Annotated in this window: 13 protein-coding genes and 1 tRNA gene; 2 read left to right on the top strand and 12 right to left on the bottom strand. The window is 61.2% G+C overall.

Annotated features, from left to right (window positions below; genetic code table 11):
- Positions 1-70: 70 nt before the first annotated feature.
- The 3 genes from O0882_RS06490 to O0882_RS06480 all read right to left on the bottom strand — a co-directional run bounded on the left by O0882_RS06490 (position 71) and on the right by O0882_RS06480 (position 2,211).
- Positions 71-712, bottom strand: coding sequence for a hypothetical protein (locus tag O0882_RS06490; protein WP_131689431.1), 642 nt, complete (start codon positions 710-712; stop codon positions 71-73).
- Positions 713-725: 13 nt separating this feature from the next.
- A complete protein-coding gene (locus O0882_RS06485; protein WP_289946250.1) occupies positions 726-1,949 on the bottom strand; it encodes an integrase arm-type DNA-binding domain-containing protein in 1,224 nt (407 codons plus the stop codon).
- A gap of 175 nt (positions 1,950-2,124) precedes the next feature.
- Positions 2,125-2,211 (bottom strand) — tRNA-Leu (locus tag O0882_RS06480).
- 174 nt (positions 2,212-2,385) lie between these two features.
- Between O0882_RS06480 and O0882_RS06475 the strand changes: the two genes are divergently transcribed.
- Positions 2,386-3,150, top strand: coding sequence for an SDR family oxidoreductase (locus tag O0882_RS06475; protein WP_289946248.1), 765 nt, complete (start codon positions 2,386-2,388; stop codon positions 3,148-3,150).
- A gap of 79 nt (positions 3,151-3,229) precedes the next feature.
- Here O0882_RS06475 and O0882_RS06470 read toward each other — a convergent pair whose 3' ends face one another.
- Both O0882_RS06470 and O0882_RS06465 read right to left on the bottom strand, forming a co-directional pair.
- A complete protein-coding gene (locus O0882_RS06470; protein WP_289946246.1) occupies positions 3,230-4,546 on the bottom strand; it encodes a hypothetical protein in 1,317 nt (438 codons plus the stop codon).
- A gap of 263 nt (positions 4,547-4,809) precedes the next feature.
- Positions 4,810-7,173: a DNA polymerase II gene (locus O0882_RS06465; RefSeq protein WP_289946244.1), complete on the bottom strand. Its 2,364-nt coding sequence runs from the start codon at positions 7,171-7,173 to the stop codon at positions 4,810-4,812.
- A 133-nt stretch (positions 7,174-7,306) separates the two neighbouring features.
- On the opposite strand from O0882_RS06465, the gene O0882_RS06460 reads away from it, so the two are divergent.
- A complete protein-coding gene (locus O0882_RS06460) occupies positions 7,307-8,986 on the top strand; it encodes an AMP-binding protein (RefSeq protein ID WP_289946243.1) in 1,680 nt (559 codons plus the stop codon).
- Positions 8,987-9,062: 76 nt separating this feature from the next.
- Here O0882_RS06460 and O0882_RS06455 read toward each other — a convergent pair whose 3' ends face one another.
- The 7 genes from O0882_RS06455 to O0882_RS06425 form a co-directional block, all read right to left on the bottom strand.
- Positions 9,063-10,043: a choice-of-anchor A family protein gene (locus O0882_RS06455; RefSeq protein WP_289946242.1), complete on the bottom strand. Its 981-nt coding sequence runs from the start codon at positions 10,041-10,043 to the stop codon at positions 9,063-9,065.
- 195 nt (positions 10,044-10,238) lie between these two features.
- Positions 10,239-11,963, bottom strand: coding sequence for a glycosyltransferase (locus tag O0882_RS06450; RefSeq protein ID WP_289946241.1), 1,725 nt, complete (start codon positions 11,961-11,963; stop codon positions 10,239-10,241).
- A gap of 153 nt (positions 11,964-12,116) precedes the next feature.
- Positions 12,117-12,386 carry a type B 50S ribosomal protein L31 gene (locus O0882_RS06445; protein WP_010401544.1) on the bottom strand — a complete coding sequence of 90 codons (270 nt, stop codon included), beginning with the start codon at positions 12,384-12,386 and terminating at the stop codon, positions 12,117-12,119.
- Positions 12,387-12,620: 234 nt separating this feature from the next.
- Positions 12,621-13,883, bottom strand: a complete 1,263-nt coding sequence (gene rho, locus O0882_RS06440) for a transcription termination factor Rho (protein WP_034746249.1) — start codon at positions 13,881-13,883, stop codon at positions 12,621-12,623.
- A gap of 156 nt (positions 13,884-14,039) precedes the next feature.
- A complete protein-coding gene (gene trxA, locus O0882_RS06435) occupies positions 14,040-14,366 on the bottom strand; it encodes a thioredoxin TrxA (protein WP_071075390.1) in 327 nt (108 codons plus the stop codon).
- 302 nt (positions 14,367-14,668) lie between these two features.
- Positions 14,669-15,127, bottom strand: a complete 459-nt coding sequence (locus O0882_RS06430) for a response regulator (RefSeq protein ID WP_289946239.1) — start codon at positions 15,125-15,127, stop codon at positions 14,669-14,671.
- A 71-nt stretch (positions 15,128-15,198) separates the two neighbouring features.
- A complete protein-coding gene (locus tag O0882_RS06425) occupies positions 15,199-18,522 on the bottom strand; it encodes a PAS domain-containing hybrid sensor histidine kinase/response regulator (RefSeq protein ID WP_289946236.1) in 3,324 nt (1,107 codons plus the stop codon).
- Between the last annotated feature and the right edge of the window lie 55 nt (positions 18,523-18,577).

Genomic DNA, 18,577 nt, shown 5'->3' with positions numbered 1-18,577 from the left:
CATGTGCCGGCACACGGTACACCTGTGCCGGCACACAGTACACCTCTGGCCGCTCATCGTAATGCGATTACTATTTATTGCCGGAGGCCGACAGTATCCATTTGTAAATTGTTCTTTGGGCCTCCTGATCACTAATGCGAGCGTTAAAGTCAGGTGCTTTTTTAATGGTACGGTCTACTAATCCAAATGAGGCGTTGCGTTTTGATTTCCATGAACCATCTCTGTATTCGTTTAGAACCCATTCTTTTAACTTATTTGTATTGACATTCTTTGCAATACCACCTTTCTGCGATAGTTTTTTATTGCCAACATGCCGACCACAATGGGAAAAGAAGCCGAAGGACATCCCCATCCACTCGCTCGCTTTGCAAGCATAGGCCCACGCGCTACTACTCATCTCCGGCGCCTTCATCGATTGAATCGCATAGGCGCAGGCTGTACGCATCAAAGCCACCAATGTCCGCGCCTCCCGCTCACCGGAGAAAACCGGATTCTCAACCCATCCAACCAGTTCGGGATCACTATGCACTCGGCCGACCAAATCATCCCCGAGGACATCGTCGTTCCACATTGGTTCTACGCATATTTTATAAAAATCCGTAGAATTTCCGAAAGCCTCAACGTGAATTTCAGCTAATCCAGATAAGATTTTTTTAGCCTCCGATGTCGGTGTTCGCTCATCAATAGGTGATTTATCTATGAACTCTTCCATAATATTTTCCTTATTAGTTAATGCGAATACCATGGAGCGTTACGACATCAGCGCCTACGCGCAGCTTGTCCAGGTAGTCAGCCCAGCGCTGCATCATTTCCCGGCGCGCCGGTAGATGACTGGTGCGGTTGTAGGCCCTGCCGTTCACGTCCTTGACCGCGTGCGCCAGCTGGTGTTCGATCAGATCAACACGCTCGCCCAGCACCTCATCCATGATGGTTCTTGCCATGGCGCGGAAGCCATGTCCGGTCATTGCTTCCTTCGGGTAGCCCATGCCGCGCAGGGCCGCATTGACGGTGTTGTCGCTCATGCAGCGCTCTTGCGTGCGAATGCTGGGGAAGACGTACCGGCCGGTGCCGCTCATCGCGTGCACACCGCGCAGCAGGGCTACGGCTTGGCTCGACAGCGGCACCAGGTGGTCGAGGTTCATCTTCATCTTGATGGCGGGGATGCGCCAGAGTGCATCGTCGAGATCGATTTCCGCCCACTCAGCAGCGCGCAGCTCCCCAGGTCGTACAAACAGTAGGGGCGCCAGCTTGAGCGCCGCCACGGCGTAGGGATGGCCGTTGTAGTCGAAGATGGCGCGCAGGAGGCCGCCTGCCTGCTTGGGTTCGGTGATGGCGGCATAGTGCGTGCCGGGCACGGCGGCTAGCGCATCACGCAGATCGGCGGTAACGTCGCGCTCAGCCAGATCTGATGCAACCGCAAACCGGAACACCTGGCCGCACAGCTGTTTGATCTTGTGGGCCGACTCGATGGCGCCGCGCGCTTCAATCTTGCGCAGGGCAGCCAACACGTCGCGGGGCTTGATGGAGGCGATCGGCATCGCCCCAATCTCAGGGAAGATATTCTTTTCCAGCCAGGACGTGTTCTTTTGCTGGGTGCTCTCGGCGCGTTCGGCCTTCGTTTTGCGCAGCCATTGCCGCGCGATGGCCTCGAAGGTATGCGAAGCGGCTGCCGTCTTGGCATGCTGGTCATCGCGCTTGGCCTGGCCGGGGTCGATGCCACCGGCCAGCAGCTCGCGTGCTTCGTCGCGCCGCTTGCGGGCGGTGGCCAGCGATACGGCAGGGTAGACGCCCAGGGCCAGTGTCTTGCGCTTGTCCAGGTAGCGGTAGTCCAGGCGCCAATACTTGCCGGCCTCCTTCACCAGCAGGTACATTCCGCCGCCGTCCGTGTGCTTGTCGCCGGTGGGCCTGGTGGGCTTCACCTGTCTTACAAATGTGTCTGTCAGCGCCATGTCATTCTCCGTGACGGTACTTTTTTTGGCGGTATCCAGAAGTACCGCCATAAGTACCGACAAAACTGTACGTTGTCATGCTACGTCGTAAGACGACACAAGACAACAAAAAACCCGCGCCTCCTATGAGAAGGGCGGGTTTCAAGACTTCTTAATACGATATGACATGATCATTTGGTGCCGGGAGCCGGAATCGAACCGGCACGCTGTTTCCAGCGCGGGATTTTGAGTCCCGTGCGTCTACCTATTCCGCCATCCCGGCAACGCGAGACGCATTATCACTGATTTGTCACAATCTGGCAAGTTTTATGCTTGGCGTGTGTTTTACACCAGCATTGAGTATCCTTGAAGGTGCCGATTCCAGCGCAAGAAGCGGAGTGCCGCGGCTGGCCAGCCGTCCTATCTTTTCCCTTTCAACCACTTGAAGGGGAATCAAATGTTGCAACTGGAAAACAAGGTCGCCATCATCACGGGCGCCAGCTCGGGCATCGGCCATGCGGCGGCGCGGTTGTTTGCCCGCCATGGCGCGCAACTGGTGCTGGTGGCGCGGCGGCGGAAGGAACTCGATGCGCTGGTGGCGCAGTTGGCGGACGGTGGCGCGCAAGCCGTGGCCTGCGCCGGCGATGTGGGCGACGAGGCGTGCGCGCAAGGGGCCGTGGCGCTGGCGCTGCAATGCTTTGGCGGCCTCGATATCGCCTTTAATAATGCGGGCACCCTGGGCCCCATGGGGCCCACGCCGGAGCTTGCCCTGGATGACTGGCGGGCGGCGGTCGATACCAATCTCACCAGTGCCTTCCTGGCGGCCAAGTACCAGCTGCCTGCGATGGCGGCGCGCGGCGGCGGCTCGCTGATCTTTACCTCCACGTTTGTCGGCCATACGGTGGGCATGGCCGGCATGGCGGCGTATGCGGCCAGCAAGGCGGGCGTGATCGGCTTGACGAAGGCCCTGGCGGCCGAGTATGGCGCGGCGGGCATCCGCGTGAATGCCCTGCTGCCGGGCGGCACCGATACGCCCTTGGGACGGGCAGTGGCGAATACGCCCGAGGCGCAGGCCTTCGTGGCGGGCTTGCATGCTTTGAAACGCCTGGCCACGCCGGACGAGATCGCCCGCTCGGCGCTGTACCTGGCATCCGATGCATCGAGCTTCACCACCGGCACGGCGCTGCTGGCCGATGGCGGCGTATCCATTCTGCGGGCATAAACGCGGTGCCGGAAACGCCGACGGCCCGGGATGAGCCGGGCCGTCGGTGTCTTGCAGCTTACCTTACGCTACATCAAGCTCAGTTGTGAACCGAGTTCAGCTGGCGAGCGATGATGTCGTGGTTGAGCCAGATGACGGGTGCTGGCGGTTCCGACATGGCGTGGAACATCAGCGGGCCCGTGCCTTCCAGCACCAGCGAGCTCAGGTGGTCGGTGATCAGTTCCTTGCGGTCCTTGTGCAGCTTGGTGATGTCGTCCGAGGTACCGATCATGACGTCGGCCAGTTCTGGCGTGTTGTCCATCGGCCAGGCGGCGAAGTTGCGGAACTGCACGCTGGTGGCGTCGCCGTTGTAGGTGGCGATACGGTCGAGCAAGTCTTGCAGTGAGACGCCGTCTTCCAGCAAGCCCTGGCAGATTTTCCATTGCTCTTCGGCCCAGGCTGCGCCGCCTTCTTTTTTCAGCGCGACGAGCAGAGGGAACAAGGACAGTTCCACGCCGACAAAAATGTCGGACGAATTCGTGCGGATTTCCGGGCAGTTGAAGACGGTCGCCTTGATGCCTTTGTCCCACGCGGCCTTGGCCACGTTTTCCAGGCGCTTCTTGGCCAGGCCTTGCGTGTAGTTACTGTAGGTTTGCCACTGGTATTTGCCGTCGATCAAGATCTCGGTGCCGTGGTAGCCGTAGGCGCTGTAGCGCACCTGGCCGCCCGTTTGCTCGATGCGGGCGCGGATGGCGGCGCTGCCGTCGATCAGGTGCTGCAGGGTGTTGGCCGTGACTTCGTCGAAGTTCATCAGGATCAGCTTGCCCAGGTCGCTGTCGAGCAGGGCGCGCGAGGACATGAAGCGCTCGCCGCGGCCTTTGTAGATGCGGTTGGCAATCGCCAGGAAGACCTTGACCTTTGGAATGCCGCCCGCCATGGTGTGGGCGAAATACACATTGCTGCCGTCAGGAATCAAGCTATCCAGTTCAGCCATGGCTTTCGCCACGGAAGCGCTGAAGCGGGCGATGCCGGCTTCGCGGCAGCGTTCGATCTGCGCCCAGTCCAGCTTGTCTTCCTGCCAGCTTTTCAGGGTCATGTCGGCCAGCAGGGCCGTCGGCGTCGGTTCGCCGGCTGGCGCGTCGAGGTCGAAACCGGCCATCAGCGGCACATTGATGATGCGGCCGCCCAGGTTGGCTTCGGCTTCGGCCAGTTCTTCCGCGTTCAATGGACGCAGCGCCATGTTTTCATCGCGGCGGCCGACCGTCATGCCGACGATATTCATGCCCGCCTTGCGTGCTTCGTCCAGCAAGCCATTCACATAGCCGCGGCCGAACAGCTCGCCGAACAGCACAAAGGTGTCGCCCTTGCGGAAGATATTTTTTTGCGGGATGTCTCTCAGGGACGTGATCTCGGTCATGGTGTCAATTCATTCTAAAATTAGCAGGACAGATGGCTGATGCGACTGCCCGCTGGTTCAACATAGTTGTAAATTATGCGCCATTTCAGCGAGGAAAATCCTGTTGCGAACGATTCTCGTCTGGAATGGCATCTTCTTCTGCATGCAGCTCTTATTCTTTCGCCATGGCGTATTTTACGCTGCCCCGGCGCACAGCGCCCGCGGACTGGCCTGGCAGGCGCCGATATTACCTCAGCTTGGCCATGCCGGTCAGTAAAATTGACCTAAAACAAATCCTGCTGCCCGGACACGAGGCGCGAAAAGTCGTCGCCCAGGAAAGGCAGGATCGCGTCGGCCACCGGCTGCAGCTGGCGCGTCAGGTAGTGATGGTAGTCGATGGGCGAACGCTGTGTTTCCAGCGGCTCCGGCCCTGCCACCGTGATGACATAACTGATCCAGCCGCCGTTCTGGTATTGCAGCGGCCGGCCCTGCGCCAGGTTGTAGGCGTCGGCCGTGCGCGCCGCGCGCACATGGGGCGGCACGTTGCGCTGGTAATCGCCGAGGGGGCGGCGCAATCGCTTGCGGTAGACCAATAAAGCATCGCATTCGCCGCGCACGGTGCGCGCCACGTAGTCGCGCACATAATCCTGGTAGGCGGCGCGCTGGAAGATGCGCCGGTATAACTCTTGCTGGAATTGCTGCGCCAGCGGTGTCCAGTCGCTGCGCACCGTTTCCAGGCCCTTGTAGACCATCTGTTCGCTGCCATCGGGCTTGCCCACCAGGCCCGCATAGCGCTTCTTGCTGCCTTCTTCCGAGCCGCGGATGGTGGGCATCAGGAAACGCCGGTAATGCGTCTCGAATTCCAGCTCCAGCGCATTCTCCAGGCCGAACTCCTCGCGCAGATGGGCATCCCACCAGGCGTTGACGTGCGCCACCAGGGCGCGGCCGATCCTGCCCGCCTCTTCATCCGTATGCGCCGTTTTCAGCCACACGAAGGTGGAATCCGTGTCGCCATAGATCACTTGATATCCCTGTTCGGTGATCAGCTCGCGCGTGCGGTGCATGATGTCGTGGCCGCGCAGGGTGATCGACGAGGCCAGGCGCGGATCGAAGAAGCGGCAACCACTCGATCCCAGCACGCCATAAAACGCATTCATGATGATTTTTAACGCTTGCGACAGGGGCGCGTTGCGCTCGCGCTTGGCCGTCTCGCGCCCTTGCCACACCTGTTCCACGATGGTGGGCAGGCAGTGTTTGACGCGCGAAAACTGCGCGCCCCGGTAGCCGGGCACGGTATCGGCTTCGTCGCCGCTGGTGCCGACCACCAGTCCCACGGGATCGATCAGGAAGGTGCGGATGATGGACGGGTACAGGCTTTTGTAGTCGAGCACCAGCACGGAGTCGTACAGGCCCGACTGGGAATCCATGACGAAGCCGCCCGGGCTGTTTTCGCCCGAGATGTCGCCCAGGTTGGGCGCCACATAACCCTGCCGGTGCATCAGCGGCAAGTACAAATGTTCGAAGGCGGCCACGGAGCCGCCGCTGCGGTCGGCCGCCAGGCCCGTCACGCTGGCCCGTTCCAGCAAAAACGTCAGCAACTCGGTTTTCGCGAAGATGCGCGTGACCAGTTCGCAATCCTTGAGGTTGTAGCGCGCCAGCGCCGGTTTATCCTCGCGGAAACGCCGGTCGATCTCGGCCATGCGCTGGTAGGGATTGTCGATGGACTTGCCTTCGCCCAACAGCGTTTGCGCCACGTTTTCCAGGCTGAACGAGGAAAAATTCCACGTCGCCGATTTTAATGCTTCGATGCCGTCGATGATCAGCCGTCCCGCCGCGGCGGCAAAATAGTGTTCCTGCTTGCCGCCATGTTCGCGCCATTCCATCACGCCGCCGCCGCGTCCCAGCCGCAAGGGAATTTGATAGCGCTCGGCATGTTCCTTGAGCACGCGCAAGTCGAACTGCACCAGGTTCCAGCCGATGATGGCGTCGGGATCGTGGCGCTCCATCCACGTGTTCAGGCGTTCGAGGATTTGTGCGCGCGTGTCACAGTATTCAAGGTCGAAATCGCGTTCCTCGTCGCCGCCGTTTGGCGGCCCCAGCATGTAGACCTGGCGCTGGCCGCAGCCTTCCAGGGCCAGCGAATACAGCTCGCCGTGCGCCGTCGTCTCGATATCGAGCGATGCCAGTTTTAATGTGGGGCGGTAGCCGGGCGACGGCCTCAGCTGCACTTCCTGTCCTGTTTCTCCTTTGACGCTTACCGGCGCCGTAATGAAACGCTCCATCAGGTAGCGCTCGGGTGGGCGGATGTCGGCTTCGTACACGTCGACGCCGTGCGCGCGCAGCTGCTTTTCCAGCTTCAGCAAATGCCGGTATTGCTTGCAGTACAGCCCCAGCACGGGGCGCTGGTGAAAATCGCACAGCGACAGGGGCCGCAACTCGGCGTGGCGCTCGCCGCGCAGCAACAGCTCCGCCTGCTCGCGCTGCTCCATGGGAAGGAAGGCGACGGCCGTCTGCACGGGCAGGCGCACGTGGCGTGGCCCGGCGTCTGTTGCCAGCCAAAAATCGACTTCCGTGCCGGCGGGCGTGTCGCGCCAGTGGCGGGTCAAAATAAAGCCCTGTTCGGGCGGTTGCTGCGCGTTGCCTGTCATGGTGCAGTGAGTGTCTGGTGTGCTGGCCTGCACATTACAGCAAGCCGGTGCAGGGCGGGGGCGGTTGCGGCTATAATTTTCAGCATCGAAGACGATAACAAGAGCGCGTCGCGCCACACACCCTGGAGACAGCATGCAAGCAATGAGTTATGTACATGGCGCCCACGAGACGCCGTTGATCGGCGAAACCATAGGCGCCTACCTGGACGGCGTCGCCGCCCGCTACGGGCAGCACGATGCCCTGATCGTGGCGCACCAGAACGTGCGCTGGACGTATGCCGAATTCCAGCAGCGCGTGCACCGCCTGGCCGCAGGCTTGCTGAAGCTGGGCTTGCAGCCGGGCGACCGGGTCGGCATCTGGTCGCAAAACTGTGCCGAATGGGTGTTGACCCAGTTTGCCACGGCGAAAGCCGGTTTGATCATGGTCAACATCAACCCCGCCTACCGGCGTTCGGAACTCGAATACGTGCTCGACAAGGTGCAATGCAGCGCGCTGATCCTGTCGCCCAGCTTCAAGTCCAGCGATTACCTGGCCATCGTGCAAGACGTGGTGCCGGAGATCGCCCGTTCGCGCGCGGGCGCCCTGCAGTCGCCCCGCCTGCCGCAATTGCGCCACGTCATCCGCCTGGGCGTGGCCGCCACGCCCGGCATGCACAACTTCGACGCGGTGATGGAGGGCATCACGGACGCCGACCTGGCCCACCTGGAAGACGTCAGCGCCACCTTGCAGTTTGACGATGCCGTCAACATTCAGTTCACTTCCGGCACCACGGGCGCGCCGAAGGGCGCCACCTTGACGCACCACAATATCCTGAACAACGGCTTTTTCATCGGCGAAGCCATGCGCCTGACGCAACAGGACCGCTTGTGCATACCCGTGCCCCTGTACCACTGTTTCGGCATGGTGCTGGGCAATCTGGCTTGCGTCACGCATGGCGCGGCCATGGTGTTCCCGGGCGAAGGCTTCGATCCGAAGGCCGTGCTGGAAACGGTGCAGGCCGAGCGCTGCACGGGGCTGCATGGCGTGCCGACCATGTTCATCGCTATCCTCGACCATCCTGATTTCAAACAATACGATCTGTCGAACTTGCGCACCGGCATCATGGCCGGCTCGCCGTGCCCGATGGAAGTCATGACGCGCGTTATCGAGTTGATGCACATGGCGGAAATTACCATCGCGTATGGCATGACGGAAACGTCGCCCGTCAGCTTCCAGACGTCGATCGAAGACCCGCGCGAGATGCGCGTGTCTTCCATCGGCCGGGTCCACCCGCACCTGGAAGTGAAAATCGTCGATGCGGAAGGACGGATCGTGCCGCGCGGCGAGAAGGGCGAATTGCTCACGCGCGGTTACTCCGTGATGCAGGGCTACTGGGGCGACCCGGAAAAAACAAATGAGGCCATCGACACGGCGCGCTGGATGCACACGGGCGACCTGGCCGTCATCGATGAGAACGGCTTTTGCAGCATCGTCGGCCGCTCGAAAGACATGGTCATCCGTGGCGGTGAAAACATCTATCCGCGCGAAGTCGAGGAATTCCTGTACCGCCACCCGAGCGTGCTCGACGTGCAATGCGTGGGCGTGCCCGACGCCAAGTATGGCGAGGAGTTGTGCGCCTGCATCATCCTGCGGCCCGGCACGCAGGCCACCAGCGAGGATATCCGCGCCTTTTGCGAGGGGCAAATCGCCTATTACAAGATTCCCCGCTATGTGCGCTTCGTCGAGGAATTTCCCATGACGGTGACGGGCAAGATCCAGAAATATTTGTTGCGCCAGCAAGTTGCCACGGATCTGGGGCTGAGCGCGGAGTAATCCTTTTGCCAGCACATAAAAAAACACCGGGACGCTCGCGCGGCCCGGTGTTTTTTTAATGGCTGCAGCGTGAAGCTCAGGCCAGTTGCGCTTGCGGTGCGCGCGCTGGCGTACGGCGGCGTACGAAGGCGAGCAAGCCCAGGCCGGCCAGCAGCATGGCCCAGGTGCCGGGTTCCGGCACGGCCGATACGTTCACGGTATTGAAGCCGGAGCCGTTCATCGAGACGTGGCCATAATTGATCGAGCTGACCGAATTGGCGATCAGGGTGCCGTTCATATTGCCCGAACCCGAGAAAGCGCTGTTCGGCGCCAGGATGCTGCCGTTGATGCCGACGTTCTGCAGGCTGGTGGTGGTGGCGTTGGCGAAGTTGAACAGCGTACGGTCGGCGAAACTGGCGAAATTGTCGAAGCCGCCGCTCATGGTGATTTTGGTGGCCGTGCCGTTGATGATGATGCTGGCCGTGCTTTTCAGCGAGGACACGTCCAGGATCAGGTTATGCAGGTTGTCCGCATCGATCGTGAAGACATTCACGTCGGCGTTGATGTTGCCCACCAGCTTGAAGCCGCCGTATTGGGAGATCACGGTGCCGTTCGATTGCAGCTTGGCCACGTCGCCCGACAGGGTCGTCAGTTGCTGCTGGGCAGCTGCAAAGTCCAGGGTGGAGGCATTGCCCTTGCTGAAGGTGCCCGTTGGGTACCACGATGGCGCTGTCACGCTGCCGTTGGCATTGCTCACGCCGTAGACGCCCGTGCCGTTGATGGTGCCGCCGCCGATGTTCAGGTTGCTACCGGCGACCAGCGTGTTGGCGGCGCTACCCGGCTTCTTGTTCGTGCCGACGCTGTAGCCGTCCAGGTAGATACTGCCGCCAGCGGCCAGGCTGCCGCCGACGCTGGTGAAGCCGCTGGAGTTGCTGCTGCCGATGTTGCCGAAGATGAAGGCCGAGTAGCCGTTGGCGACGCCGAGGTCAATCACGGTCGCCTGGGCCGAGGCGCTGAAGGAAAAAGCGAACAGGGCGGCGCTGATGAGCGAAAAGGTGCGTGAGGCAAAAAATGTCATAAATATTCTCTAGTAATAGGGACGGAAGGGCGGGAAAGCAAGTACACCGCCATCGCGCTGGCCGACATTATAATATAAAAAGCAATTCTAGTTCATTTTAGCTAATTGACTATACTTAAAGACAATATTTTGTCTGTTCTGGACGCTGGCCTGGCGGGCAAGAAAAAACCGGGACATGCCCGGTTTTTTCGTGTGTTACCTGACGCGCTGGTACAGGCGGAAGCGCTCCACATTGTCGGTGGGGCGGCGTCCCTCCCATAGCTTGATCCAGTCCGCGCCGTGATGCTCTGGCAGTTGTTCCTTGCTGTCAGGAACCTTGATGCTGTCTTGCAACAAGAACACATCGCATTGCTGCTGCTCCACGCTGGCAAACGGCAGGTGGCCGTAGTAGGCGAACGAGGCGCGCTGGGCGGCGCCGACGTTGCTGTTGATGCACTTGCTGCCTGGCGGCAGGTGGATGGAAATCTGGTGCGCCACGCTGGCGTAGCTCTTGCTGTAGTTCAGCGGCGGCAGGAACAGTGTCATGATCAGGACCCAGATCAGGATCAGGCCGCCGGACGACAGCACCACGGCGCGCCACAGCACGGCAGGCTGGCGCGAGATGCGCCAGTGCACCAGGGCGATCCAGCCGGCCGTGACGCCAGCGGCGACGAAGAAGGCCACCAGTTCCAGCTCGGGCTTGAATCCTGGCACGAGTTTCAGTGCATTGTGGGCCAGTTGCGGCGGCCAGCCCGTCAGGATGGCGAACCAGAACAGCCACAGTACGAGGGCGCAGATGGTCAGCACCATCACGGAGAACCAGTCGATGGCGTTGATGGCGCCCCGTTTCATGGTCAGCAGGCCGAACGCGGCCATCACGGCCAGCGGCGGCAGCAGGGGCAACAGCTGGCTCGGTTCGGGATCGGGGTGGCACAGGCCCAGGATGGCCAGCATGGCGACAAAGGTCAGCGGCACGACGATGTGCAGCACGTGGTGCTGGCGGCGCCAGGCATACACGGCCCAGGCGGCGAACGGCCAGGCGGGCCAGAAGAACCAGATGCCGACACGCAAGAAATATTGCAGGCTTTTCAGGCTCGGGGCGCTGAACTGGCGGCCATTCCACTCTATCCATGCCTGCAGCGGCGAATGGCCGTATGGTTGCAGCAGTTCGCCCGGCAACAGCCAGACCAGGGTCAGTGCGATGGCCACGAGCACGGCCAGCGCCAGGTGGCGCATGCTGCGCAGCAGCGGCAGGCGCAGGAAGACGGTGCACAGCAGCAGGGCGATGCTCAGCGCCGCTGGCGTGATCCAGCCGCGCGTGAGGGTCAGGCCGCCCAGCGCCAGGCCCAGCAGGGCGGCATTGCGCATGGATGGGCCTTCCACATAGCGAACGGCGCGGTATAGCAAATAGGCCATCAGCGACACATGCAGCGCTTCGGCCGTGATGTCGTGGCTGTGCTGCAGCAAGCCCAGGCAGCCCAGGTAGATCAGTACGGCGGCATCGGCCAGGGTGCGGCCGAAATCGTCCGGCTCGGGCTGGCCGCCGAAGGCCAGGCGCAGGGGCTGGGCGTCATTGCGGCGGCCCAGGTTGAAGGCGGTGTACCAGACGGACAGGGTGCTGACGACGAAGATGCCGATGGTCGACATGCGTGCGCCGAAGACGTCGCCGTCGATCCAGCCGAACAGTTTGATGAAAATGGCGCCCAGCCAGAAGGCCAGCGGGCCTTCATCTGGCAGCGACAAGCCGGCCACGTTGGGCCACAGCCAGTCGTTCAGGCCGCCATGTGCCATGGTCCACATGATGCCGAAACTGGCGGCATCATCGTTCTTCCACGGTTCGCGGCCGATCAGGCCAGGCAGGATATACAGCAGGCCAAGCGCAAACAAGGCCCATCGTGGCAGCGCGAGTGTGGCAGCGGCAGGAAGGCGGACTGGCTTCATCGATAATCGGTATCAGAATAGTGGCAAGACGCGACGAATGGCGTCGGGTATGCGCGAGTATAAAGTAAAGCGGCCAAAGACAAAAAAGGCAGCCGTAGCTGCCTTTTCTCTGGTAGCCGAAGCTGCCCTTTTTTTGCCGCAGAGCGGCAAAAATCAGCCTGCTGCGACTGCGGTTTTCGAACCAACGGTACCGAACTTCTGACGGAACTTCTCGACGCGACCAGCGGTATCGACGATTTTGTGCTTGCCCGTGAAGAATGGGTGCGATTCAGCCGAAACCTCGATCTTCACCAGTGGGTATTCTTTACCGTCGTGGGTGATTTTTTCGCGGGTTTGGATGGTCGAGCGGGTAACGAATTTGAAATCGCACGACAGATCGTGGAAAACAACTTCGCGGTATTCTGGATGGGTATCGACTTTCATGGAATTCTCTCTAAGTAGGTAGCCAAACAGCACTTCGTCGGTCGTCTTGCTTCTTGACCCGATTGCCGATCACTTGCCAGGGTTTAAAATAATGCAACCGTCGATTATATAGCGCTTTCGGGCTGCAGGCAATAAAAAAGCCGCTCAATGAGCGGCTTGCATCGATAACCCAAGGCAGAAACTGGGGTCGGACCCTGAGGGTCCGACCCCGGCGGTTCAAGGGTTCACTCCAAATTAACCGCCGCGGCGCATCATGTCGAAGAATTCGGCGTTGTTTTTGGTCGCCTTCATCTTGTCCAGAATGAACTCCATCGCCTCGATCTCGTCCATCGAGTACAGCAACTTGCGCAGGATCCAGATTTTTTGCAGTTCGTTCGGCTTGATCAGCAATTCTTCGCGGCGGGTACCCGATTTGTTCAGGTTAATTGCCGGATAGACACGTTTTTCAGCCAGACGGCGTTCCAGATGCACTTCCATGTTGCCGGTACCCTTGAATTCCTCAAAGATCACGTCATCCATGCGCGAACCCGTTTCGATCAGCGCCGTGGCGATGATGGTCAGCGAGCCGCCTTCTTCGATATTGCGCGCGGCGCCGAAGAAGCGTTTTGGACGTTGCAGCGCGTTTGCGTCGACACCACCGGTCAGGACCTTGCCCGAGGCAGGGATGACGGTGTTGTAGGCACGGGCCAGACGGGTGATCGAGTCGAGCAGGATCACCACGTCTTTTTTCATTTCGACCAGGCGCTTGGCTTTTTCCAGCACCATCTCGGCCACTTGCACGTGGCGCGTGGCCGGCTCGTCGAAGGTCGAGGCGACGACTTCGCCGCGCACGGAGCGTTGCATTTCGGTAACTTCTTCCGGACGTTCGTCGATCAGCAGCACGATCAGCGTGATATCCGGGTGATTTGCCGTGATCGCATGCGCGATGTGCTGCAGGATCACGGATTTACCGGATTTCGGCGATGCCACCAGCAAGCCGCGCTGGCCTTTGCCGATCGGGGCGATCAGGTCGATGATACGGCCGGTGATGTTTTCCTGGCCATTCATTTCACGTTCCAGGCGCAGCGGCTCGTTCGGGTGCAGCGGCGTCAGGTTTTCAAACAGGATGCGGTGTTTCGACATCTCCGGTGATTCGCCGTTGACCTTGTCGACTTTGACCAATGCGAAATAGCGTTCGCCATCTTTCGGGGTCCGTACCTCGCCCTCGATCGAATCGCCGGTGTGCAGATTGAAGCGGCGGATTTGCGAAGGGGAGATGTAAATGTCGTCGGTGGACGCCATGTAGCTGGCGTCAGGCGAGCGCAGGAAGCCGAAGCCGTCTGGCAGCACTTCCAGGGCGCCGTCGCCAAAAATCTGTTCGCCGGACTTGGCGCGTTTTTTCAGGATAGCGAACATCAGCTCCTGTTTGCGCAAGCGGGCTGCGTTGTCAATGTCAAGACCGATCGCCATCTCAAGCAGGGCGGATACGTGTAGGGCCTTTAGTTCGGATAAATGCATATGTGTTGAGTGTCCCGAGACGGGATGTAAAGGTAGGGGAGGGGACTGCGTGGCGTTGATTAATTATTGGGGGAGGCTGTGCACGAATGATGGCAAAGCTGCTTCCCGGTCGTTCCAGTCAGGCGGCGCTGCGGGCGCAGCGCTGCCTATCATACATTAAATGTTGCTGTCGACGAAAGCGGTCAACTGGCCCTTGGCCATGGCGCCCACTTTTTGAGCAGCTGCGACACCATCCTTGAACAGGATCAGGGTCGGGATGCCGCGGATGCCGAACTTGGCAGGCACTGCCTGGTTGGCGTCCACATCCATCTTGGCGATCACGATGCGGCCGGCGTATTCCTTGGCCACTTCTTCCAGGATCGGGGCGATGGCCTTGCAGGGACCGCACCACTCAGCCCAGAAGTCCACCAGGACGGGCAAGTCGGATTTCAGGACGTCTGCTTCAAAAGATGCATCGCTAATGTGTTTGATATTTTCGCTCATATTTTCCTCAAATGAGGGTGGGATCAATAATGCCTGGGATTAACCATACGCTGGTTCGCCATCCATGCTTCCTGGAATGCAGCTAGCAGATGGGGGCAATGGGCACAAATTCAATATTCTTGGAAGGTGCGACCAGAGGTATGCAGGCGGGGATGGCTGAAATAATAACCCATTTTTTCAAAGCGTGGCGATTATTGCAGAAAAACTTGAGGCATATCGCCACCGCGCGTGCCGGCAGGGCGGCAAAGCCGCATGCCTGCTGGTCCGCAGCACCGTACCCGCCCTCCGGCCCTCCTCCGCGCTCAGGCCTGTGCGCTGGCCTGGCGGGCCGTGTGCTGCAGTTGCAAGTTCACCATGAGCTGCAATTCCGCGCTTTCCATCGGCTTGCGGAAGGTGCCTAATATATGCAGGCCATTGGCCATGGCTAGGCGTTCGGCCGCCAGGCGCACGGCCGAATGCAGGCCCGACAGCAGGACCACGCCGCCGCGGAAGCCGTTCTCCGCCGCCATGCGCAAAAATTCGATGCCGTCGATGTCGGGCATGGACAGGTCACAGATCAGCAGGTCGGGCTGGTGCTGCTTCAGGGTCGCCAGCGCCTGTTCGCTGTGCGATTCGCAGCGGATGTCGAACGGGCCCATTTGTTCGAGCATGTCGCTGAGCACGTCGAGCATGAAAACGTCGTCGTCCAGCAGCAGCACGCGCAACGGCGCCAGGCCTGCTTCGTTGTGTTCCCGGCTTGCTTGGTTTGATACAGTATTCATCGTCCTGTCTTCCTATTGATATGCTGCATCGTTGTCGATGCCGATACCTTGCCGTAACGTACTGGCGGTAGCTAATCGTCATTGGCAAAGCTGGTGTTATTCATGATTTGTTCGGTAATCAGTTCCAGCAGGGGCCACAGGCGCGCCACGATGCGTTGTGCCCGCTCAGCCTCGTCGGCCGGTTCGCCCGGCGCCAGGGTTTCCAGGTTGTGGCACAGTTCGGCCAGCCCCAGAGCCCCCACGGTGCGCGCCGACGACTTGATGCGGTGCCCCAGTTCGCGTACCTGGTGCACGTCGCCGCGCGCCAGGGCCGCATCGATGTCGCCAAAGCCATCCTGCGTGGTCTGCAGGAACTTGAAGGCAAATTTGCGCACTTTTTCCGGGTTGTAACCCAGCAACTTGGCCAGGATGGACAGGTCGATCACTTGCGGGTCGCCGGCCAGGGTGGTCTTGAAGGCGGGCGCGGCGCGGCTGCGCGCGGGCGGCGGCGTCTCACGCGCCGGCAGCCAGCTGGCGATGGTCTGGTACATCATGGCCGGCTGGATCGGTTTGGAAATGAAATCGTCCATGCCCGCCTCCAGGCAGCGCACGCGGTCTTCACTGGTGGCCGTGGCCGTCATGGCCAGCACGCGCAGATGCGCCAGCTGCGGGTCGGCGCGGATATGGCGCGTCGCTTGCAAGCCATCCATCAGCGGCATTTGCACGTCCATCAGCACGCAGTCGAACTGCGTCTGGCGCAGCAGGTCGAGCGCCTCTTCGCCATTGTTGGCCAGGCAGACGGAGGCGCCCGCTTCTTCCAGCAATTCCAGCGCTACTTGCTGGTTGAAGGTATTGTCTTCCACCAGCAGGATGCGTGCATGCTTGAGCGTGCGCAGGACCAGGGCGGCGTCGGCGCTGGCGCGCATGGCCGCTGCCGTCTGCGCCATGCTGTCGAGCATGGCCGGCGCCGCCTGGTCGGAAATGCCCAGGTTGGCCGTGAACCAGAAGGTGCTGCCGGCGCCGGGACGGCTGTCGACGCCCACGTCGCCACCCATCAGCTGGGCCAGCTGCTTGCAGATGGCCAGGCCCAGGCCCGTGCCGCCATATTCGCGCGTGGTGGAGGTGTCGGCTTGCTGGAAGGACTGGAACAATTTACTCATTTCATCCTGCGACAGGCCGATGCCGTGGTCGCACACTTCGAAGCGCACCAGGCAGTGTTTCGCGTCCGCCACCACCTTGCGCACTTTCACGGTAATGCTGCCCTGTTCGCTGAACTTGATGGCGTTATTGGCGTAGTTGATCAGCACTTGCCCCAGGCGCAGCGGGTCGCCCACCAGCACGGCCGGCAATTGCGGGTCGATCTCGAACAGCAGTTCCAGGTTCTTGCCGGCGGCGCGCGGTGCCACCACCGTCATCAGGGTTTGCACCACGTGGTCGAAACTGAAATTGACGCGCTCGATTTCCAGCTTGCCCGCCTCGATTTTCGAGATGTCGAGGATATCGTCGATGATGCCCAGCAAATGCTCGCCGGCGAAGCGGATTTTTTCCAGGTAATCGCGCTGGCGCGGTTCCAGATCTGTTTTGAGGGCCAGATACGCCATGCCGATCACGCCATTCATCGGCGTGCGGATTTCATGGCTCATGTTGGCCAGGAATTGGCCCTTCGCCAGGCTGGCCTCTTCGGCCACCTGCTTGGCCTGGTCCAGCTGCTCCGTGCGCTGAGCCACGCGCTCTTCCAGATGTTCATTGAGTTCGCGCAAGGCACTCTCGCTGCGCTTGTGATACGTGATGTCCGTCAGGCTGGCCACCACCATGCCCACCTTGCCGTACTCATCGCGGATGGCCTCGGTATTCACGGACAGCCATGACAGGCTGCCGTCGGGCTGCTGCACGCCCATCAGCACGTCGCGCATGGCGACACCCGTCGACAGGGTGATGTGCACGGGATGGCTGCGCTGGTCGAAGGCGGAACCGTCCTCGTGGATGGCTTGCCACAGGCTGGCCTGACTGGCCGGATTGGCCGCCAGCATGCGCTCGGCGGCGGCGTTGCTTTCCAGGATGTGGCCGTGGCTGTCCTGCACCACCAGGCCATTCGTCACGGCGCCGAACACGGAGGCCATGCGCTGGCTGGAATTGGACAGCGCGATCGACGCCTGGCGCCGTTCCGTGATGTCGGTAATCATCGCCAGCGTGCCGCCCGGCTCGCCATTGTCCGATTGGATACTGGTGCTCGACAGCAAGCCCCACAGGCTGGACAAGTCCTTGCGGAAGAAGCGGAAGTCGACCTGGTCCGGCTGGCTGGCGAAGCTGCCATGGCTGGCCAGGCGCCGCTGCATCAGCAACTGGCTGTCGCGGTCCATGAAGTCGAGCATGGGACGCCCCAGCATTTCCTGCACCGTGTAGCCCAGCATATGCGCCATCTTCGGGTTGACGAAAGTGGTTTTGCCGTCCGCATCCGTCATCCAGATGCCTTCGGCGGCCGTCTGCACGATCAGGCGGTAGCGCTCCGAACTGGCGTGCAAGGCTTCTTCGGCGCGCTGGCGCTGCGTCATGTCGCGTAGCGAGACGATGGAAAACACTTGCCCGGCCATGCTCAGCGGCGACAGGCTGACCTTGGCAGGGAAGTGCGTGCCATCGCGGCGGCGCGCCATCATCACCCGGCCCGGCAGGCTGTGCCGCGCTTGCGGGTCGCCCACGGAGTGGTTGGCCGTGCTTTCCGGTACCAGTTGTTCCAGTGACATGCCCATCAATTCGGCCAAAGGATAGCCGAAACAGCGCGCGCCGATCTGGTTGGCGTAATGCACCTTGCCCTCGACGTCGGCCACCAGCATGGCTTCAGGCGCCGCTTCCAGCATGGAACGCATGCGCGATTGTTCGTCCTGCTTGCGTTCGCTGATATCGCAGACGATGCCGCTGGCGTGGGTGGCGGCCCCATCCGAGGCGCGTGCCAGCACGGCGCCGCGCGCCAGCAGCCAGCGCCAGTGGCCGTCGCTGTGGCGCAAACGGAATTCGCAATTGAAGGTGCCGTGCGCCTGGCCATCCAGATGTTGTCGGAATGTAAGACTCAGGCGCGCGCGGTCGTCGCGGTGCACTTCGGCCAGCCAGTCGGCCAGTGTATGGTCGAGCCTGGCGTTCTTGTCGCCCAGCACGTCCTGGTACTGGGGCGCGAACTGCAAGCGGTCGGACTGGCGCCGCCAGGTCCAGCCAGTCAGGGCCGCGCCGCGCAAGGCTTGCCCCGCATCCTGTTCGGTCAGGGCATGTGCGGGCAGGAGGAGGTGGCGCAGTTGTTGCCGCAGCCGCCAGGCTTGCCAGCAAGCCAGTCCCGCCAGGGCGGTGGCGCTGGCGGCAGCGTACGGCCACAGCAGTGTCGGCGCCATGCCATGTACCGCCGCCTGCACCGGCAGCGAGAATGCCATGCCTGCCGCCAGTATCATGCGAGCGAGCCGGCGCAGCGCAGGGCGCCGTCGGCGT

The sequence above is a fragment of the Janthinobacterium sp. SUN073 genome (assembly GCF_030397665.1).
GTDB lineage: Bacteria > Pseudomonadota > Gammaproteobacteria > Burkholderiales > Burkholderiaceae_D > Janthinobacterium.
This window is presented reverse-complemented; position numbering and strand designations above follow the sequence as displayed.